General features: G+C 47.3%; 18 protein-coding genes. 15 read left to right on the top strand and 3 right to left on the bottom strand.

The window, feature by feature from the left end:
* Positions 1 to 60 precede the first annotated feature (60 nt).
* From AMJAP_RS10510 to AMJAP_RS10485, 6 genes are all read left to right on the top strand, one after another.
* Positions 61 to 1,218 carry an acyl-CoA dehydrogenase family protein gene (locus AMJAP_RS10510; RefSeq protein WP_019620616.1) on the top strand — a complete coding sequence of 386 codons (1,158 nt, stop codon included), beginning with the start codon at positions 61 to 63 and terminating at the stop codon, positions 1,216 to 1,218.
* A 75-nt stretch (positions 1,219 to 1,293) separates the two neighbouring features.
* Positions 1,294 to 2,070: an enoyl-CoA hydratase gene (locus AMJAP_RS10505; RefSeq protein WP_019620617.1), complete on the top strand. Its 777-nt coding sequence runs from the start codon at positions 1,294 to 1,296 to the stop codon at positions 2,068 to 2,070.
* Positions 2,071 to 2,096: 26 nt separating this feature from the next.
* A complete protein-coding gene (locus AMJAP_RS10500) occupies positions 2,097 to 3,194 on the top strand; it encodes an enoyl-CoA hydratase/isomerase family protein (RefSeq protein WP_019620618.1) in 1,098 nt (365 codons plus the stop codon).
* Between the two features lie 34 nt (positions 3,195 to 3,228).
* Positions 3,229 to 4,134 carry a 3-hydroxyisobutyrate dehydrogenase gene (gene mmsB, locus AMJAP_RS10495; protein ID WP_261872458.1) on the top strand — a complete coding sequence of 302 codons (906 nt, stop codon included), beginning with the start codon at positions 3,229 to 3,231 and terminating at the stop codon, positions 4,132 to 4,134.
* Positions 4,135 to 4,214: 80 nt separating this feature from the next.
* Entirely contained in the window at positions 4,215 to 6,110 is a 1,896-nt protein-coding gene (locus AMJAP_RS10490; RefSeq protein WP_019620620.1) for an acetate--CoA ligase, read from the top strand.
* Positions 6,111 to 6,376: 266 nt separating this feature from the next.
* Positions 6,377 to 6,820, top strand: a complete 444-nt coding sequence (locus AMJAP_RS10485; RefSeq protein WP_019620621.1) for a MaoC family dehydratase — start codon at positions 6,377 to 6,379, stop codon at positions 6,818 to 6,820.
* 149 nt (positions 6,821 to 6,969) lie between these two features.
* Here the strand turns inward: AMJAP_RS10485 and mnmL are convergent, their stop codons facing one another.
* Positions 6,970 to 7,974 (bottom strand): tRNA modification radical SAM protein MnmL/YtqA, encoded by a 1,005-nt coding sequence (gene mnmL, locus AMJAP_RS10480; protein ID WP_019620622.1) that lies wholly within the window; start codon positions 7,972 to 7,974, stop codon positions 6,970 to 6,972.
* A gap of 707 nt (positions 7,975 to 8,681) precedes the next feature.
* On the opposite strand from mnmL, the gene fabV reads away from it, so the two are divergent.
* The 7 genes from fabV to AMJAP_RS10445 all read left to right on the top strand — a co-directional run bounded on the left by fabV (position 8,682) and on the right by AMJAP_RS10445 (position 16,492).
* Positions 8,682 to 9,875 (top strand): enoyl-ACP reductase FabV, encoded by a 1,194-nt coding sequence (fabV, locus tag AMJAP_RS10475; protein ID WP_019620623.1) that lies wholly within the window; start codon positions 8,682 to 8,684, stop codon positions 9,873 to 9,875.
* 157 nt (positions 9,876 to 10,032) lie between these two features.
* Positions 10,033 to 11,703, top strand: a complete 1,671-nt coding sequence (locus AMJAP_RS10470) for a methyl-accepting chemotaxis protein (protein ID WP_019620624.1) — start codon at positions 10,033 to 10,035, stop codon at positions 11,701 to 11,703.
* A 436-nt stretch (positions 11,704 to 12,139) separates the two neighbouring features.
* Positions 12,140 to 13,636, top strand: a complete 1,497-nt coding sequence (gene mqo / locus AMJAP_RS10465; RefSeq protein WP_019620625.1) for a malate dehydrogenase (quinone) — start codon at positions 12,140 to 12,142, stop codon at positions 13,634 to 13,636.
* Positions 13,637 to 13,766: 130 nt separating this feature from the next.
* On the top strand, positions 13,767 to 14,351 hold the full coding sequence (locus AMJAP_RS10460) for a rhodanese-like domain-containing protein (protein ID WP_019620626.1): 585 nt from the start codon (positions 13,767 to 13,769) through the stop codon (positions 14,349 to 14,351).
* A gap of 13 nt (positions 14,352 to 14,364) precedes the next feature.
* A complete protein-coding gene (locus tag AMJAP_RS10455) occupies positions 14,365 to 14,796 on the top strand; it encodes a DsrE family protein (protein WP_019620627.1) in 432 nt (143 codons plus the stop codon).
* Between the two features lie 131 nt (positions 14,797 to 14,927).
* Complete coding sequence (locus AMJAP_RS10450) at positions 14,928 to 15,494, top strand: LON peptidase substrate-binding domain-containing protein (protein WP_019620628.1); 567 nt, start codon at positions 14,928 to 14,930, stop codon at positions 15,492 to 15,494.
* Positions 15,494 to 16,492 (top strand): class I SAM-dependent rRNA methyltransferase, encoded by a 999-nt coding sequence (locus AMJAP_RS10445; RefSeq protein ID WP_019620629.1) that lies wholly within the window; start codon positions 15,494 to 15,496, stop codon positions 16,490 to 16,492. The genes AMJAP_RS10450 and AMJAP_RS10445 overlap by 1 nt, the downstream gene beginning before the upstream one ends.
* Before the next feature lie 30 nt (positions 16,493 to 16,522).
* Here AMJAP_RS10445 and AMJAP_RS10440 read toward each other — a convergent pair whose 3' ends face one another.
* Both AMJAP_RS10440 and AMJAP_RS10435 read right to left on the bottom strand, forming a co-directional pair.
* Positions 16,523 to 16,840, bottom strand: coding sequence for a DUF3301 domain-containing protein (locus AMJAP_RS10440; RefSeq protein WP_019620630.1), 318 nt, complete (start codon positions 16,838 to 16,840; stop codon positions 16,523 to 16,525).
* Positions 16,840 to 17,703 (bottom strand): DMT family transporter, encoded by an 864-nt coding sequence (locus AMJAP_RS10435; RefSeq protein ID WP_026339990.1) that lies wholly within the window; start codon positions 17,701 to 17,703, stop codon positions 16,840 to 16,842. Before AMJAP_RS10435 ends, AMJAP_RS10440 begins: the two co-directional genes overlap by 1 nt.
* Before the next feature lie 61 nt (positions 17,704 to 17,764).
* Between AMJAP_RS10435 and AMJAP_RS10430 the strand changes: the two genes are divergently transcribed.
* Both AMJAP_RS10430 and htpG read left to right on the top strand, forming a co-directional pair.
* The gene (locus AMJAP_RS10430; protein WP_019620632.1) at positions 17,765 to 18,475 is read left to right on the top strand and encodes a DUF599 domain-containing protein; all 711 of its coding nucleotides are present in this window, start codon (positions 17,765 to 17,767) and stop codon (positions 18,473 to 18,475) included.
* A gap of 131 nt (positions 18,476 to 18,606) precedes the next feature.
* Positions 18,607 to 20,514 carry a molecular chaperone HtpG gene (htpG, locus tag AMJAP_RS10425; RefSeq protein WP_019620633.1) on the top strand — a complete coding sequence of 636 codons (1,908 nt, stop codon included), beginning with the start codon at positions 18,607 to 18,609 and terminating at the stop codon, positions 20,512 to 20,514.
* Positions 20,515 to 20,618 lie beyond the last annotated feature (104 nt).

The following is a 20,618-nucleotide window of genomic DNA, read 5'->3' as shown; positions in this document are numbered from 1 at the left end:
AAAAATCTACATGACCTGTTGTGATGCACTAGGAACAAGGTCTTTAGAACGAGGTGAATAATGGATTTTGAACTGAACGAAGAACAGGTGGCGTTTGCTGATATGGCACGCGCGTTCGCTCAGAACGAACTGGCTCCTAATGCTGGTGAGTGGGATCTGCAGCAGACTTTCCCGGTAGATGTTTTGAAAGCAGCGGGCGAGCTGGGTTTCTGCGGCCTCTATTCTCATGAGGATGTTGGTGGTCTGGGAATGAGTCGTCTGGATTCCAGTATTATCTTCGAACAGTTAGCGATGGGTTGTACCTCAACTACCGCTTTCATCACTATCCATAATATGGCCACCTGGATGATCTCTGAATTTGGCGCAGAAGATGTGCGTCAACAATGGTGTCCAGAACTTACCGCCGGTGAAAAACTGGCATCCTACTGTCTTACCGAGCCGAATGCTGGCTCCGATGCGGCGTCTCTAAAGACAACAGCCCGTCGTGATGGTGATGACTACATATTAAATGGCAGCAAGATATTTATCTCTGGTGCCGGTTCTACTGATTGTTTGGTGGTGATGGCCCGCACGGGTGTTGATGGTCCTAAAGGGATCTCCGCCTTTGCTATTGATGCCAACCTGCCAGGTGTTACCTACGGACGTAAAGAAGAAAAAATGGGTTGGAATAGTCAGCCAACTCGTATGATTACGTTTGAAGATGTGCGTATTCCTGCGTCGGCTATTCTGGGGCAGGAAGGCGATGGTTTTAAGATCGCAATGCGTGGCCTTGATGGTGGCCGTATTAATATCGCGACTTGCTCTATCGGTACTGCGCAGCAGGCATTAGATAATGCCAGCGAATATATGCATGAGCGTAAGCAGTTCGGTAAAACGCTGGCGAATTTCCAGGCGTTGCAATTTAAATTGGCTAATGCCGCGACAGAGTTGGTGGCAGCGCGTCAAATGGTCCGTATGGCGGCTTCCCGTCTGGATAATAACCACCCGGATAAAACCACATACTGCGCTATGGCAAAGCGGTTTGCGACCGATGTGGGCTTCAATGTGGCCGACGAGGCACTGCAGATCTTTGGCGGTAACGGCTACATCAAAGAATATCCGATGGAACGTTTCCTGCGGGATAACCGGGTACACCGGATCCTGGAAGGTACTAATGAAATTATGAACGTCATTATCGCCCGTCGATTGTTGCTGGAAAATGCGGCAGCGATTCTATAACGAGTTATTTTTTACGCGCGATTAAGAACATAAAAGACGCATGACGTCTGCTCAGAATATATAAGGAAGATCACCATGACCGATAAGCTGATTGTTGAAAAGCGTGGCAGTATTGCGCTGCTGACAATGAATAACCCACCGGCTAATACCTGGACAGAAGAGAGTCTGAAAGGCTTAAAAGCACTGGTGGAAGAGCTGAATGCAGATCGTGATATTTATAGTTTAGTGATTACAGGCCAGGGCGAGAAGTTTTTCTCTGCAGGTGCTGACCTGAACCTGTTTGCCGGTGGTGATCGAAGTGTTGCCCGTGATATGGCGCGTTATTTCGGTGAAGCCTTTGAAACATTGAGCCAGTTCCGCGGAGTCTCTATCGCGGCAATCAATGGTTTTGCGATGGGCGGCGGTCTGGAAGTTGCACTGGCGTGTGATGTTCGGGTTGCTGAAGAACAGTCTCAAATGGCGTTGCCGGAAGCGAAAGTGGGTTTGTTACCTTGTGCAGGTGGTACGCAGAATCTGACAATGCTGGTGGGTGAAGGCTGGACTAAACGTCTGATTTTGTGTGGCGAGCGGATTAAAGCAGCTAAAGCCCTGGAAATCGGTTTGGTTGAGGAACTGGTTCCTCAGGGACAGGCGTTAGAAAAAGCACTGGAGCTGGCAGCAAACGTAGCCCAGCAGAGCCCGACAGCAGTGGCGTCTTGTAAGCAGTTGATTCAGAACAATCGCACTCAGCACTGGGAAGCCGGTTATATTCTTGAACGTGAACTTTTTGTTGATCTGTTTTTCACTGAAGACCAGAAAGAAGGTGTTAATGCATTTCTTGGGAAGCGTGCTCCTGAGTGGAAAAACAAATAGCACCGGATTTGAAGTAGGGGTTGTTAATGAGTTGTGTTCTGTTTAACGAGTATCCGACACAGGATGGTAAAAAGGTCGTAGAGATCTGTCTGAACGCGGAGCCTTCGCTCAACGCGCTGACACTGGAGATGGTCGATCTAATTCAGCCGAAGATGGATGCGTGGAAGCGCGATGATAGTGTCGTTGCTGTGTTGTTGAACAGTAGTGGTCAGAAGGCGTTCTGTGTTGGTGGCGATGTCGTTAACCTGTATAAGGCGATGACTGGCGAGATGTACGAAGATTTTCCGTTGGATTTCTTCACCCGGGAATACACTTTAGATTACACCATCCATACCTATCCGAAGCCAATCATCTGCTGGGGCAGTGGTTTTGTAATGGGTGGGGGGATGGGGCTGATAAACGGCTGTAGCCACCGTATTGTGACTGAAACAACGCATATGGCGATGCCTGAAGTCACCATAGGTCTTTATCCCGATGTGGGCGGCAGCTGGTTCCTCAACCATATGCCGGGGCGCACAGGGTTATTTATGGGGCTGACGGGTCACCGGATGAATGCTGCCGATGCACTCTATCTGGGTCTGGCTGATCGTTTTGTCGGGGCGAAGAAGCTGTCGGAAATGATTGAGCGGCTGCAGGGCGAAAGCTGGCAGGGCGATGCTTATGCATCGGTGAACCGCGTGTTGCGTGTGATGGAGGCTGAGTCCGAAGACCAGATGGTACGCCATTCACCGGTTCAGAGTCATTTCGAGCTGATTCAGAAAGTCACCGATCATGACACTCTTAAAGACATTATTACCGCAATTCTTACTCAAGAGAGCGATGACCGTTGGTTTAAAGGTGCCCAGAAGACGCTGGCACATGGAAGCCCGATGGCACTCTATATGATCCATCAGCAATGGCTTCGTTCGCGTCACCTATCCCTGCGGGAAGTATTTCAGCATGAATTAGTGTTGTCTGTACGTGCCTGCCAGGAGCGTGAATTCCCGGAAGGTGTTCGTGCTCTGTTAGTCGATAAAGATAACTGTCCGGCGTGGACCTTCCCGTCACTGGGTGAGGTGGATACTAAGTATGTAGATAGTTTGTTTACGTCACCCTGGGACAAAAACCCGTTAGCACATTTATAGAAAATTTTCGGGACGATGTTCCCGCAGAATAAAAATTAAGGTAAATAAAATGGCAACTATTGGTTTTATTGGTTTAGGTAATATGGGTGGCCCTATGGCCATTAACCTGGTCAAAGCGGGTCACAACGTTAAAGCGTTCGACCTTTCTCAAGCAGCAATGGATACCGTTGTAGCCGAAGGTGGTCAAGCGGCATCCTCTGCGGCAGATGCCGTTACCGGAGCAGATTTCGTTGTCTCAATGCTGCCAGCGGGTAAGCATGTACAAGGCTTATTCCAGACCGGCGATGCACCGTTGTTTGATCTGATATCTAAAGATGCGTTGATCATTGACTCTTCTACTATTGATGCGGCAACGGCTCAGAGCGTATCTGCAGCAGCTGCAGAGCGTGGTCTGAGCTTTATCGATGCACCGGTATCTGGTGGTGTGGGCGGTGCGAAAGCAGGTACGCTTGCATTCATGGTCGGTGCGTCAGATGAGCAATTTGCTAAAGCTAAGCCAGTATTGGATGTGATGGGTAAAAACATCTTCCATGCGGGTCAGAGTGGTGCGGGCCAGATTGCAAAAGCCTGTAATAACATGCTGCTGTCTATCCTGATGACCGGAACCTGTGAAGCACTGAATATGGGTATGAAGAACGGTCTTGATCCGGCAGTACTGTCAGAGATAATGAAGCAGAGCTCCGGTGGTAACTGGGCGCTGAATGTTTATAACCCAGTACCGGGCGTGATGGACGGAGTACCTTCGTCAAATGACTACCAGGGCGGTTTCCAGGTGGATCTGATGTATAAGGATCTGGGTCTGGCGATGGATCTGAGCCAACAGAGTGCCTCTTCTGTACCTATGGGCTCAGCTGCTCGTTCGCTGTTTAGTCTGCACAAAGCTAAAGGCAACGGTGGTCTGGATTTTTCAAGTGTCATCAAACTGTATCAAGACCAGTAATACTAAGTATTTGACGTATAACCACTGCCGGCCCGGACGGTCGGCAGCCTCCCGATATAATAAGAAACTGGAGTAACGGCATGGGATATAACGAGGACTACAAGGCTTCAATTGAAAATCCGGAAGCCTTCTGGGCAGAGCAGGCTGACAATATTGCCTGGTACAAAAAGCCGGAAAATATTCTCGAGAAAACAGAGCATGGTAGCTACAAGTGGTACGCTGATGGAGAGTTGAATACCTGTTATTTGGCGCTTGATTACCATGTTGAAAACGGTCGCGGTGATCAGGTTGCCCTGTACTACGATTCGCCGGCTGCCGATGGTATCAAAGAAGCGATCACCTATAATGATCTGTTGGCTCGTGTTAGTCGCTTTGCCGGTGCCCTGAAAGCTCAGGGTGTTGGAAAAGGTGACCGTGTCGTTATTTATATGCCGATGATCCCTGAAGCGGCAGTGGCTATGCTGGCCTGTGCGCGTCTTGGTGCGCCGCATTCGGTGGTTTTCGGTGGTTTTGCGCCGAATGAGTTGGCAATTCGCATCGACGATGCAACGCCAAAAGTAATTATTACCGCTTCCTGCGGTATCGAATTTGATAAGAAGATTGCTTATAAGCCATTGGTTGATAAGGCGATTGAGCTCTCTACGAACAAACCGGATCACACCATCGTAGTACAGCGTCCGATGATCAAAGCCGAGATGACTGCGCCACGTGATCTCGATTGGAACGCATGTCAGGAAGGTGTTGAGCCCGCTGGTTGTACGCCGGTCAAAGGTGAAGATCCACTCTATGTGCTCTATACCTCTGGTACTACGGGACAGCCGAAAGGTATCCAGCGTGATAATGGCGGTAATGCGGTTGCGCTTAACTATGCACTCAAAAATATTTACGGCATGCAGCCCGGTGATGTTTGGTGGGCTGCATCAGATGTCGGCTGGGTTGTTGGTCATTCCCTGATTGTTTATGGACCTTTGATGGGAGGTTGCAGTGCAATCTTCTTTGAAGGCAAGCCAATCCGTAACCCGGATGCGGGAACCTTCTGGCGTATTATCGAAGAATACGGCGTGAATTCTATGTTCTGCGCCCCGACCGCATACCGTGCTGTGCGTAAAGAAGATCCTACCGGTGGTTTGTCGAAGAAGTATGATCTTTCCAGCTTGCGTTGTGTCTTCGTTGCGGGTGAGAAACTGGATTCTTCAACCTACACCTGGTTGAGTGAACTACTTGAAGTCCCAGTGCTTGATCACTGGTGGCAGACTGAAACCGGCTGGCCGATGACTGCGCCGTTGATGGGCTTACCTGATCCTTCTGATGTCCGTTTGGGGTCTACCAACAAGCCTGTACCGGGCTATGATATTCGTGTTGTCGACGGCGAAGGTAATGAAGTCGAAGCCAATGAAACCGGTAATATTGTCGTCAAACTACCGATGCCTCCAGGTGTAGCCTGGACTATCTGGAAGAGTCCTGAGCGTTTTACCAGCTCATATCTGTCTACTTTTGAAGGTTATTATCACACCGGTGACGGAGGCTTCAAAGATGACGATGGTTATGTCTTCATTACCGGCCGTACTGATGATGTAATTAACGTCTCCGGTCACCGTCTTTCTACGGGTGAGATGGAAGAGGTTGTGTCTGCACACCCAGCGGTTGCAGAGTGTGCCGTGATTGGTGTGCCTGATTCTTTGAAAGGCGAACTGCCACTGGGTCTGATTCTGCTGAAAGCGGGTGAAGATATCGCTGAAGAACAGTTGGAAAAAGAGTTGGTGCAGATGGTGCGTGATCAGGTCGGTGCACTGGCCTGTTTCCGTAAGGCCGTTGTGGTTCAGCGTTTGCCTAAGACTCGTTCCGGCAAAATCCTCCGTGCGATCCTACGAAAAATCGTTGCTAATGAAGAGTATAAAATGCCTTCGACCATCGATGATGAAAGTATCCTTGGCGAGATAACGGATCAGCTGGATCAGAGAGGCATGATCAAATAAGTGGCCAGATTGATTTAAGGTAATCTAAAACGCCAGGTAAGGGGTACAGCATAGGCCCTATGTTGTACTTCGAGTGGTCAATAATAGATTAAGAGAGCGGCTTTGCTCTTTCATTGAGTATTAAATGCTCAGTGTCTTAATGCTTTGAATAGTGCTGGTGCTTGTATAAGTACCATTTAAGGGAAGCTTGCTTCCCTTTTTTTATGCTTATATTGATGGGATCAATAACGCATGAACACAGTAATTGATGTGGAGAAAGTAGGCTGATGGATAGATATTTTGATGATTTCTCAGTAGGTGAAGTGATCAAGGGGCGCAGTGCAACCCTGACAGAAGCGCAGATCATCGATTTTGCTTTAACTTATGATCCGCAAAGTTTTCATATCGACGTGAATGCCGCAGCTGAAAGTCATTTTGGCGGATTAATTGCTAGTGGTTTCCAGACGATGGGGTTGTGTTTTCGATTGCTTGTACAGCTGGGTATATTTGAGGCTTGTTCGCTAGGCGGGCCAGGAATTGATGAAGTTCGTTTCCTTGCCCCGGTACGCCCGGGAGATACTCTCACTTCGGAATTAGAAATAATCGAACATAAAGCGTCAGCGTCAAAACCTGATTTGGGCGTTGTTCGCTATTATGTACGTGGGACTAATCAGCACGGCAATCAGGTGCTTAGTTTTATCGTGACACATATGCTCAAGCGGCGGGTTTGAAAAGCTTATTGAGGCATGTGTTTCTTAAAGGTGATACTCAAGTTTAGGGTGTTTTCTTCAACTGGTTTGCCGCAAAGGTATAAACATTGGTGTTAACACCTTGTTGTTCTGTTGAATTTGTTTTCTTCAACAGTATTTAAACCAACGGTTTATATATTCACACTGGTAATCTGCTGTGTATCACTCCCCGCGAATACTTGCAGTACGGTGCCCTGTGGCGGGTCTCTGCGGGCGAGCTCCAGATAGATGCTGTTAAGTACTTTCCACTTGTATTCGGTCCAGTCCGGAGCCAGCAGTAACTGTTTATTTGCGGTGCCGGTTAAACGATGGAAAATAAGTTCAGGCGGAGCTTCAGTCACAATGTTGGCCACCACCTGAACATACTCATCCAGAGTCATTGGTGTGACTTCGCCGTGTTTCCATTCCCGGGCCATCTGCGTACCTTTTACAATATGCAACGGGTGTAATTTTAGCCCCGTACTGCCCATTTCAACAACCTGTCGGGCAGAATTGGCAGTGGCGTTAACGGATTCGCCCGGTAGTCCGGCAATCAGATGGGTGCAGTATTGTAAGTTGCGTTGTTGTACCCGTTGTATCGCATCAACATACTCGCCAAAGCCATGGCCGCGGTTGACCCGTCGCAAGACTTTATCCGAAGTGGATTGCAGTCCCAATTCCAGCCATACCTCAAAACCTCTGTCGCGGTAACTGGCTAGCAGATCCAGAACTTTGTCAGGTACGCAATCGGGACGGGTGCCAATTGACAGTCCTATTACATCTGGAATAGCCAGTGCCTGATCGTACAATGATTTTAGTGCGCTAACCTCTGCGTAAGTATTGGTATAGGCCTGGAAGTAGGCCAGATACTTCCTTGCGCCGGTGCGTTTACGGATAATGCGCTTGCCTGCAGCTACCTGCTCGCAAACCGCCAGCGCTGCTTTGGCATTAGGGTTGAAAGATGAATTATTACAGAAGGTACAGCCGCCAATGCCTTTTGTACCATCCCGGTTGGGACAGGTAAAAGCGGCATTGATCGATACCTTATGGACCTTTTGACCGTAACGTTGATGCATCGCGTGGCCAAAAGTGTTGATATAGCGGGTGAGATCCATATCCGGTTTATGTATATCTTGCTTGGTATTAACCAACAACATTCATCTCCTGTTGATGAAACCCTCTTCATCATATGCGTTGAGGGATATAGGCAGTGCATTCATGCACCCGTTGAGATTTTCGGGGTGTTCGGACTCCGCATTAAATCTTCTGGTAACGCCAGACAAAACGAAAGCCGAACTTTAGCATTCCTCTCTCGAAAGAACGGTGATAGATATCAATTTGAGTGAGACAATTTTTTATTCAGGAGGAAGGGTGTGTGTTGGATAAAAATGCAGGGCTATAGATTCATTTTATACTGTAACGTTTTATCAGATTGTTCGCCTTGTCAGGCTTTTACGGAGGGTCACATCGGTGGGGTTAAATATCTGTTGAAGGGAAAGCTTAGAGGCTATTGTTGTGATTGTTAAAGCAAGGAGGTTCCAGGCTTCCATGAGATAGATTATGAATTAGCTGCTTATCTCGTTCTGCAGAAACTTATCTTTCCCTGTTATTAAAGAATGTGTTGTTAGTACGAAATTGATAATTCATAGGGCCTGTTCAGGCCGTAATTGATTGTGATTATAGAGTGTCAATTATCTTATTTTTTTCCATCTGTCATATGCCTGTAATCCCTATATTTCTCCCAAATTACTGTATTATAACGCCGAAATCAGTTATCTTTACGGGCTGTTTTTCGTAACAAATTCAGTGCGCGCGCTTACCTCTAAGTAATGGATAGGGCGTACGACAAGAGAGTGGATAGAGAATGATTATTAAACCGAAGATTCGTGGCTTTATCTGTACTACAACCCACCCGGTAGGTTGTGAGCGCAATATTCAGGAACAGATTGATTACACCAAAGCTCAGGGGCCGATTGAAAATGGACCTAAGCGGGTACTGGTAATTGGCTCTTCCAGCGGATACGGCATGTCGTCACGTATCTCAGCGGCATTTGGTTGTGGTGCTGCCACTATTGGTGTGTTTTTTGAAAAGCCAGCGACCGAGCGTAAAACCGGTACCGCAGGTTGGTATAACGCAGCATCATTTGATCAAAAAGCACACGAAGCCGGTCTATACGCAAAAAGCCTGAACGGTGATGCCTTTTCTAATGAGGCCAAGCAAAAGACCGTCGATCTGATTAAAGAAGATCTGGGTCAGATTGATCTGGTTGTGTACTCATTGGCTTCTCCTGTTCGTAAGCTGCCTGAAACGGGTGAAGTGATCCGTTCTTGTCTGAAGCCGATCGGGGAAACCTACCGTTCAACCGCGATTGATACTAACAAAGATCTGATTATTGAAGCAGAAGTTGAGCCGGCCTCTGAAGAGGAGGTTGCTGATACCGTTACCGTCATGGGCGGTGAGGACTGGGAACTGTGGATTAAGGCCCTGGATGATGCGGGAGTCCTGGCTGAAGGCTGCAAGTCAGTTGCGTATAGCTATATTGGTACTGATATCACCTGGCCAATCTACTGGGATGGCGCTCTGGGTCATGCTAAGAAAGATGTTGATCGTGCCGCCTCCGCACTAAATACAAAACTGGGTGAGAAGGGCGGTAGTGCAAATGTAGCGGTCTTGAAGTCTGTTGTGACACAGGCAAGCTCTGCAATACCTGTTATGCCGCTGTATCTGTCTATGGTTTTCAAAATCATGCGCGCAGAGGGCGTTCACGAAGGTTGTATGGAGCAGGTATTCCGTCTGTTTGATACAGGTATTATCGGTGATACTGGCAAGATCGACGATGCTAACCGGTTGCGTATGGATGATTTGGAGTTGCGGGATGATATTCAGCAGAAATGCCGTGAACTCTGGCCTACCATTACGACTGAAAACTTATTTGAGAACACGGATTATCAATTCTATAAGGATGAGTTTCTCAAACTGTTTGGTTTTGGCATAGACGGTGTTGACTATGAAGAAGACGTTAGTCCGCTGGTTGAGTTTGATGTGATCGATATCTAATCGTTATTTTTTTCTAAAAGCGGCTTCGGCCGCTTTTTTTCGTTTAACAGCGGCTGTATAGGAACAGCTTTTGGCCTCGAAATGGTGACTTAGGCTTTGATATATAAAGATAATATGTGTGTAATATATTAAATCTTCCGTCCAGGGACTTTATCTAATGGCACTATCTATCAGTAAGCGCCTTACAATAATGAGCACCGCTCCTATTGTTTTATTGGCAATTATTCTCTTTGCACTGACTTATATTGAGAGTAATCAACTCAAGGATGATCAGCTTAACCTGACAGAAAGTAAATTTCTGGAGATGAAGCAAACAGAGTTAAAGCTGTTAAACGAGATGGCCTATAACTCCATCCGTCATATCTATGAAACAGGTGGAGCACTTGAAGAAGCGCTACCTACCCTGCGTAATTTGAAATATGGCAAAAGTGGCTATTTCTTTGGCTATAGCAATAAGGGTGAACGGGTCTTTATGGGGACGACCAATAAAGGCATAGGTAAGAATTACTGGAACCTGCAGGATTCGAATGGCGTGTTCATAATCCGGGAGCTTATCAAAGCAGGAAAACAAGGGGGAGGCGTCGTCAGTTACCACTTCCCCAAACCGAACCAGCAAGTCCCGGAAGAGAAACTCTCTTATGCTATTTATTTAGATCGATGGAACCTGATGGTGGGTGCTGGCTTCTATCTTGATGATATGAACTTAGTTCTCGAAGAGATGGATGAAACATCGACAGAAAGCCTCAACGGATTAATGATCTATTTTGCCCTGGCAAGCCTGATTCTGCTGGCATTGGCAATAATTTTCAGTGTGATGGTTAAACGCTCTGTTATGTTGCCCTTACAGAGCATCTCCGAATCAATGAAAGAGCTTGCATCGGGAGAAGGTGATCTGACAGCGAGATTGAATGTTAAGGGTCAGCATGAATTAGCGGAGTTGGCTAATGGTTTCAATAGCTTTATTGAAACCCTGCAGAATATGGTTAGAGAGGTGGTGTCTGTGTCTGAGAGTGTGACACAACGTTCAGCTGCTATCAGTTCAAAAATTTCACAAGTGGATGAGCAACAACAGAAGCTACAGATTCAGATCGAGCATTCCGCTTCTGCGATGTCTCAGATGTCAGCGACAGCGACTGATATCGCCCATAATACGGCGGAAACGGCAACCTCAACCAATGAGTCACGAGACAATATAGGTCAGGCTGGCGCGAGTGTTAATGAATTAACCTCCGCGGTGAAAACATTAGCCGATGATGTTTCAGGTTCAAACAAAGCGATCTCTACGCTGGAGGTCAACGTTCAGGATATCATCTCGGTTGTCAGTGTAATCCAGGAGATTGCAGAGCAGACTAATCTGCTGGCTCTGAACGCTGCAATTGAAGCGGCCCGGGCCGGAGAGCAGGGGCGTGGTTTTGCGGTTGTTGCCGATGAAGTTCGCACGCTGGCAACCCGAACTCAGGCAAGTACACTCCAGGTACATGAAAGTATTGAACAGCTGAAGAAAGCCTCGGGCGAGGCTGTGAAAAGTATGCAACATAGTTTTCAGCAGACCGATCTGGCGGTTAGTCAGTCAGAGAAAGGGATGTCCGAACTGACTAAAGTAGTGGAGCATATGGATCAGATTCAGGATATGTCAGTCGTTATCGCTACTGCTGCTGAAGAGCAGAGTCAGGTCTGTGATAATTTGAATCAGACGGTTACGGAGATTGCAGGGCATTCAGAGATGTCTTCTCAGATAGCCAGCGATAACAGAGTCGAAATCAAGAAGCTATTAGAGGATGCGGACAAGTTACAGAAATTGGTTGGTCGTTTTCGTATCAATCAGTAGCAGCACGGATTAACTGAAAGGAAAAAGGGCCGGTTGGCCCTTTTTTTGTGTCTGTGGTGCTTTGAAAAATAGAGCATACCTTTGAAATTTTGTCTCTGTCAGGTGATTTCCCTTTTTGCGCTACTAAAGCAGTAAAACCGCCACAAACTTACGACTTTAGGATAACAATAAGCCTAAGGGATTATGAATTTATGCCGCAATGCACAAGATTTTTCTGCCGGAATGAGTATAATCAGCGACACAGTTTCAGTTTGAGTAAAAGGTTTCCTGCTGTTGTTTCGCGGTTATCAAATTTAACTCAACTGCCAGAGATATTTTCAGTTATATCAATTGGTTATGGCCTTACTTTTGTTAGTGCTATTTTCCTGTCGGGCCACAAGCCTTTTGCTGAAAACCTCTCTGCCTCCATTATTTATAATTGAATGGCGAAGTGAGTATGACCTCTAAATCTGTTGATGTACTGCTGGTCGGTGCAGGTGCGATGAGCACAACTCTGGGCGTTTTGCTTAAACAGTTAGACCCCTCTCTGACAATCGCTATGGTTGAACGTTTAGACCATGTTGCGAATGAAAGTACCGATGCGATGAATAATGCCGGTACGGGTCATGCAGCGTATTGCGAACTGAATTATACGTCCCAGAATGACGACGGTAGTATCAATACCGATAAAGCTTTTTCCATTAATGCTGCGTTTGAGACCAGTCTACAGTTCTGGTCTTACCTGGTTGAGCAGGGCGATCTGCCTGAGCCCCATCATTTTATCAATAATGTACCCCATGAAAGTTTCGTGATGGGTGCCGAGAATGTTGAATTTTTGCGTAAGCGCTTTGAAGCATTGAGCGCAAAGCCTCAGTTTGCTGAGATGGAATTCTCTGAAGACCCTGAAGTATTAAGTCAGTGGATGCCGCTGATAATGCAAAACCGTGCGGCTGATGAAGCTGTCGCGGCGACACGGATGCGCTACGGAGCTGACGTTAACTTCGGTGCTTTGGCACGTAACATGGTTAACTTCCTTGAAAAACAAGATGGTTTTGACTTGCTGTTGGGTCACTCAGTTGAAGAGATGTCTCAATACACCGAAGGTGATTGGCGCGTAGAGCTGAAGAATGTTGAGACAGGCCAGGTAGAAAAAATCCGGACTAAGTTCCTGTTCTTTGGTGCGGGTGGCGGGGCGTTACCGTTGCTGCAGATGTCGGGTATTCCTGAAGGCGAGGGTTACGGTGGCTTCCCTGTTAGCGGTCAGTGGTTAGTTTGTAAAAAGCCAGAGATTGTTGAACAGCATATGGCAAAGGTTTATGGTCAGGCGCCTATCGGTGCGCCACCGATGTCAGTACCTCATCTGGATAGTCGGGTGATCGATGGTGAGCGAGCATTACTGTTCGGACCATTTGCAGGCTTTACTACGAAATTCCTGAAGCAGGGATCGGCTATGGATATGCCGCTGAGTATGCGCTTGAATAACCTGAAACCTATCATGCAGGTAGGGGCCAAGAATATGGACCTTACCCGTTACCTGATTAGTGAGGTTATGCAGTCTCACGGTGACCGGGTTGATTCATTACGTCGCTTCTTTCCCGATGCTAAAAATGAAGACTGGGAATTGTCCTACGCCGGTCAGCGTGTTCAGATTATTAAGAAGAACGCAGAAGGTGAAGGTAAGCTTGAGTTTGGTACTGAGGTTATCTCGTCGGCCGATAAAACCCTGGCAGCTTTGCTAGGCGCTTCTCCAGGTGCTTCTACTGCAACCCCTACGATGATCAATGTTATTGAACGTTGTTTCCCGGAGCGACTTGCTACGCCTGAATGGCAAGCCAAGATGAAAGAGCTGGTGCCTTCTTATGGGCAGTCTCTGATCGAAGATGAAAGCCTTCTTCGTAGCGTACGAAAACGAACGCTGTCTACGCTAAATCTGGATCAGGAATATCAAGCCTGATTCGTTTTGAATTGCTAAAACCACTCTTCGGAGTGGTTTTTTTTGGTCAGAATTTAAAAATTAGACTTCACTTTATTAGAATAATCTAATATATTGTCGTTCAAATTAGCGATATCAGATGGTGAGAGACGTGAATAAGACTGTACTTCTGGCTGGGCTATTGAGTTGTATCGTAGCAGTCACCGCTGTGGCTGCAGATAAACCGAATAAGGTTAAAGCTCAGACTACCCTTGATCTATATGTCACGGCAGCTGAAGCCTGGGATAAACTGCAGAAAGATGACACCGCTATTCTGGTTGATGTGCGTGATCCTGTTGAAATTAAATTTACCGGTTCGGCAACACCAACAGGTATCCACGTTCCCTGGATGCTAGCGGATGCCGCGGGTTGGAGTGATAAGAAAAGTAGCTGGGCTATGGTTAAAAATCCCGGTTTTAATGCTCAGCTTGCAGCGAAATTAGCAGAAGCTGGAGCCACGCCGGATACCACTATCATTATTATGTGTCGTTCTGGCTCATCGCGAAGCGCGCCTGCCGTCAACCTGCTAGCTACCAAAGGCTATACGCAGGTCTGGACGGTAGTTGATGGCTTTGAAGGTAGTACATTGAAAGAGGGTAATTCAAAAGGTGTGCGAGCATTGAATGGCTGGCGCAACTCAGGCTTACCCTGGAGTTACAAAATTGATCCTGCCATTGCCTGGCACCCAACTAAATAAGGAGCTATAGACTATGAAAAAGTTATTAACGACATCGGTACTTGCAGTGGCTTTAATGTCACCAATGATGGTTTCAGCCTCAGAAGCCGTGGATAAGGTATTGATAACCCTTACTAGTTCGGAACAACAGACCCGGGGCATGGCGATGGTGCTGGGCAACATGATGCAGGCAAAAGGTGCTAAAGTCAGCGTGCTATTATGTGATACTGCGGGTGATATGGCGCTTAAAGGTCATACATCAGAGCCTCTTAAACCAAAAGATGTTACCCCTGAGCAGCTGATGCAAAAATTAATCTCTGGCGGCGCTAAAGTTGATGTCTGTGCGCTTTATCTGCCAAATAAAGGTGTGGGTACAGATGCACTGCTAAGCGGTATTGGAGCTGCAAAACCACCGGTTATGGCTGCTGCCCTGATCGATGCGGATACCCGTGTTTTTAATTTCTAAAACGGGTTTGTAAGTTTCAATATACGTAAGTTCTAGATAAAAATGCCCCCTGAGATATAAATCGAAGGGGGCATTTTTTATTGTACTTAATAAATATGTATTGATAGATGTAAAACCCTATACTCATTTGTATGAAAACCCTGCCTCTATTCCCGTTGCCACTAGTGTTTTTCCCTGGAACGGTACTGCCGTTACAGATTTTTGAAATACGTTATCGGCGGATGGTGAAGGAGCTCCTGGCTAATAATGGGCAGTTTGTCATTTTGCATACCCGTAGCCCAGGTACCTCAAGTTCTGATTTTGAAACCATAGGAACGCTATCGAAGATTATCGACTGGCAACCGATGCAGAATCAGATGATTGGTATTCAGGTAGCAGGGGAGCAACGCGTCGAGATTTCTGGTGTGACGGTGGAGTCTGATGGGCTGTTAATGGCAGAGGCGATAGCGCTTATCTCTGATCAGGGGCTAAAATCTGAGCAGTATTCAGGCAAACTGGATGAGATTTCAACTCTCCTTGGGCATCATCCTCTGCTATCATTCCGGTCTGTTCAACTTAATGCCGAAAATGTCGAAGCCGTCAGTTATCAACTGGCGTCGCTTATCCCATTTTCAGGAGCGGACAAACAGCGGTTGTTGGAGCTCGATAGCTCATTGCAGCGCCTCGAAATGATACTTTCCCTGCTCAAGGATATTTAATGCTCAACCTGATTCAAGACGCGCTGGCTCGTCGTAGCGAGCTGCTGGATGCTCTGCATGAAGAGAACACCGATTGTTACCGTTTATATCACGGTTCTAATGAGGGCTGTTCTGGTCTGACTGTTGATCGATACGGCCCTCAATTATTGATACAAACTTTTCATCAGCCGATCTCAGTTGAAGAGGCGGAAGCTATTCATAAGCTGGTAGAGGCGCAGCTTAGTTGCTCGCTAATATTGGTATATAACGATCGAAGTTCTGCTAACTCCCGCCGTGCTGATGACGCAATCGTTGATGGCTGGGAAGGGGTCGCACATGAGCTGGGTGTGTCTTACCGGGTCAGAGGTAAACACAAAGGGCAGGATCCATTACTTTTTCTTGATATGCGCGCCGGCAGACGCTGGATTCAGCAAAATGCTGCAGGTAAATCTGTGTTGAATCTATTTTCGTATACCTGTGGAGTAGGCGTGGTTGCCGCAGCAGCCGGCGCCAGCCGGGTTTTGAATGTTGATTTTTCAACCCGCTCATTAGATGTTGGGCGTGACAATGCCCGGCTTAATAATCTGGATGAGCAACAGGTTGAGTTTTTCCAGAGTGATTTTTTCACTGCCGCTAAGCAACTGGCAGGTATTCCAATTAAGCAGCGGGTGGGTCGTGGGAGAAAACCCAAGCCGTTTCCACGGATCGATCAGGAGCAGTTCGATCTGGTCTTTCTTGATCCACCCCGGTGGGCCAAAAGCGCCTTTGGCACGGTGGATCTGATTCGCGATTACCCCAGTGTCCTGAAACCTGCTTTATTAGCGACTAAACCCGGTGGCCAGTTAATCTGTGCTAATAATGTGGCCAGTGTAGGTTATGACGAGTGGGTAGATGTTGTAACGCGCTGTGCGATAAAAGCGGGTTGCCCGGTTAAACAGATTACACAATTAGCACCGGAGAATGATTTTCCTTCACCGGACGGGCAGTACCCACTCAAGCTGGTGGTATTACAGCTCTGATTGACGGGTATAATGTGGCCCGTTCACTGTTTAGATTCTGTGAGCGTCCAGAATAATACCGGTGACCCGGCCACCTAACATGGCTACCCGGCCGCGGGCCCGGTCGTCACCGGTGGCGGTAAACTCAAACAGGTATGAACGCCAGATTCTGACTTTGCCGTTGTCATCGCGCTTTAACCAGATACCCCGCAGATAAACACTCTGATCGAGCAGTTGCACATCCATTTCTTTGCAGTAGTTTCGGGCGGCTTTAAGGGCGAACTCTTTTACCTTTAATGAATGCCACCAGTGCATTAAAGCAAATACGATCAGGGTCAACCAGAATAGATCTGCAAGTTCCAGATACATCAATTACGCTCCTTTCCCAGCCATACAGAACCTATGCCGCCGCCGATGATCAGCACTGCACCTAATACAGCCATCATATCAGGAACTTGCTGCCAGAAAAGCCATCCGAGTAAACCAGCGAACAACACGCCAAAATAACTCAGTGGCGCGATGATAGTTGCTTTGGCATAGCTATATGCTTGAGTGTACAGCCACATTATCCCCCAGACTGACAGGCTGATACCCGCTAAGAATGGCAGGCTGATAAGCGGGATAGGTTGCCAGTTACTCAGCGCAAAAGGCAGAGAGAAGAGCGCTGAGAGGCTAAAGTAGTAAAATAAAATTCGATTTGTTGGTTCGGTGAGTGTCAGCACCCGGGTGCTGACGATGGATATCGTCAGGGTAAGTGCTGAGGCGAAAGCGATCAGGTGCCAGGGATTAAAGGTATTTCCATCGGGTTTTAGTACTAACCCAATACCGATAAAACCAATCCCCACCGGGAGCCAGTTTAACCAGGGCATGCGATACTTTAGCCAGACCAGCACCAACAAGGGGACTATCAAGGGTGCGGAGTTTCGCAGGAGCGAGGCTTCACCCAGTGGAATCTCTTTGAGTGCCAGATAGTAAGTGTAAAAGCACAGCCAGCCTGACAGCCCGCGAATAAGGTGGAGAATGGGTTTGTCCGTTTTCAGTGTTCTTATACCTTTACGCGCCAGCCAGGGCAGCATAAGCAGGGTGCAGACCAGATACTGTATCAGGACAATTTGCTCGATAGAGACGAATTGAGCGGTGTATTTTGTGGCAGCAGCCGCCAGGCTCATGACCAGAGTCGTGGCAAGGGCGAAGGCGGCTCCGGTAAGAAGTCTGGAATATTGGTTGCGCAAGGTTGTCTATCCTGTTGCTTAATTTACAATAGCTTGTAACTGATACTTTCCAGGAATATTCATGGAACAATTGACCGACTTCATCGTAACAAACTGGCTTAATCTGCTGGCTTTTGTCTGGTTTCTGGTCTGCTTCAAAGGCTATAACGCATACACCAAAAAACGCGCCATAGATGCTCACTGTCTGGCCAGCGTTATGCATAGCTATCGCTTGGAATGGATGACCCGTATGTTGCATAGGGAGGTCAGAATTGCTGATACGACAGCAATCGCCAATCTGGAGCGTAGCGTATCATTTTTTGCATCGTCCACCATGCTTATTTTGGCTGGCCTGATGACTGTCTTAGGCTCTACAGAGAAAGCTATTGATGTTGTGGGCGATATTCCATTCGCGAGCCATGCGACAAAAGCAGAATGGGAGTTAAAATTACTCGTCCTGATCGGGCTGTTTATCTACGCTTTCTTTAAGTTTACCTGGAGTTTGCGCCAATACGGCTTTACCTCTGTCATGATAGGAGGTGCGCCACAACCCGAAGATGCGACAGAACTTGAGTTGAATGCCCATGCAAAACGGCTGGCCATCATGAGTTCGATGGCGGCAAATAACTTTAATCTGGGGCTGCGTACCTATTATTTTAGTTTGTCGGTGCTGGCCTGGTTTATTACGCCCTGGCTGTTTATGTTACTCACTTCTGGTGTAGTCATTATTCTTTATCGTCGAGAGTTTAATTCCAGTACCTTGCGTCAACTGGTCATCAGTCAAACCGATTAATTTTTGGTAAATTTCAATTCAGTCCCCTTGAAAAGAGGGGGGCTGTCCCCATCTTATGTTCAACGCTTAAATTCGTGACTGTACATTTTTAGTACTAAGTATTTGCAACAATAAGATTGGGAAATTGATAGATGAGCACAGAAACTCAGCAGGAAACTCTTGGCTTTCAAACCGAAGTGAAGCAGCTGCTTCACCTGATGATTCATTCTTTGTATTCCAATAAAGAGATCTTTCTTCGAGAGCTGATCTCTAACGCGTCTGATGCGGCTGATAAACTCCGTTTTGAAGCGCTGTCTAAAGATGACCTTTATGAAGGTGATGGTGAGCTTCGTATTCGTATCGAGTTTGATAGCGACGCTAAAACCCTGACTATCGATGACAACGGCATCGGTATGAACCGTCAGGATGTGATTGATCACCTGGGTACTATCGCTAAATCGGGCACGTCTCAGTTTCTGTCTGAGCTGAGCGGTGATCAGAAAAAAGATTCACAGCTAATTGGCCAGTTCGGTGTGGGCTTCTACTCTGCCTTTATTGTGGCTAAAGAAGTTGAAGTGATTACTCGTCGTGCCGGCCAGCCAACCTCTGAAGGTGTGCATTGGGTATCCCAGGGCGAAGGTGAATTTACGGTTGCGACGGTTGAGAAGGCTCAGCGCGGTACAACTATTATTCTGCATCTGAAAGAGGAAGAGTCAGAGTTTGCTGATGCTTCTCGCCTGCGTACGCTGGTACGTAAGTATTCAGATCATATCTCTCTGCCGGTTATCATGCAGAAAGAAGCGGCTCCAGTGGAAGAGGGCGAAGAGCCTGCTCCTGCAGAAGATGAAACCGTTAACTCTGCGACTGCACTCTGGACCCGTTCTAAGAGTGACTTGAGCGATGAGGACTACAAAGAGTTTTATAACCATGTGTCCCATGACTTCCAGGAGCCAATGAAGTGGAGCCATAACCGGGTTGAAGGTAATCTTGAATATACCAGCCTGCTTTATGTGCCAGCACATGCCCCTTATGATCTTTGGAATCGTGATACGCCTCGCGGTCTTAAACTGTATGTTCAGCGTGTCTTTATCATGGATGAAGCTGATCAGTTCCTGCCGATGTACCTGCGCTTTATCAAGGGTGTGGTGGATACCAACGATCTGTCTCTGAACGTTTCCCGTGAGATTCTGCAGAAAGATCCGGTAGTTGATAAGCTGAAAACCCAGCTAACAAAACGTTCTCTGGATATGCTGGGTAAACTGGCGAAAAATGATCCTGAGCAGTATGCGAAATTCTGGACCGAGTTTGGTGAGGTACTGAAGGAAGGCCCTGCTGAAGATCATGCTAACCGTGAGAAAGTGTTGAAGCTGTTGCGCTTCGCGTCTACCCACAATGATTCTTCTGAGCAATCGGTTTCTCTGGAAGATTATATTGCCCGGATGCAGGAAGGTCAGGATAAGATCTACTACGCTGTAGCGGATAACTACAACACCGCTAAAAACAGCCCGCACCTGGAAATCTTCCGTAAGAAGGGCATCGAAGTATTGTTAATGTCAGATCGCGTTGACGAGTGGCTGATGGGTCAGCTGTTCGACTTCCTGGGTAAGTCATTCCAGGATGTCAGCAAGGGCGAACTGGATCTGGGTGAAACCGAGAACGAAGAAGAGAAGAAAGCTCAGGAAGAGACCGCTAAAGAGATGGAAGGTCTGACTGAGCGTCTTAAGAGCAGTCTCGAAGAGCAGGTGAGCGAAGTGCGTATCACGCACCGTCTGACAGACTCTCCAGCCTGTGTTGTTCTGGGTGCCTACGATATGGGTATGCAGATGCGTAAGATCATGGAAGCGGCGGGTCAGGCAGTGCCTGAAAGCAAGCCGATCTTTGAGATCAACCCTGAGCATCCGCTGATCAGCAAGCTGGATAATGAAGCCGATGAAGATCGCTTCGGTGAGCTGGCGTTAGTAGTGTTTGAACAGGCGCAACTGGCTGCGGGTGGTCAATTAGATGACCCAGCGGCGTATGTTAACCGCCTTAACAAACTACTGATGAATCTGATTGCCTGAGAGTAAGTGATTAAGATGAAAGGCGGCCAATGGCCGCCTTTTTTTATGTCTCTGATATTTTAGTGGTGTGAATGATTCTGTATCAAAGCAGATGAGAGCATGTT

This window comes from Amphritea japonica ATCC BAA-1530 (genome assembly GCF_016592435.1).
In the GTDB taxonomy this organism is placed as follows: Bacteria; Pseudomonadota; Gammaproteobacteria; order Pseudomonadales; family Balneatricaceae; genus Amphritea; species Amphritea japonica.
This window is presented reverse-complemented; position numbering and strand designations above follow the sequence as displayed.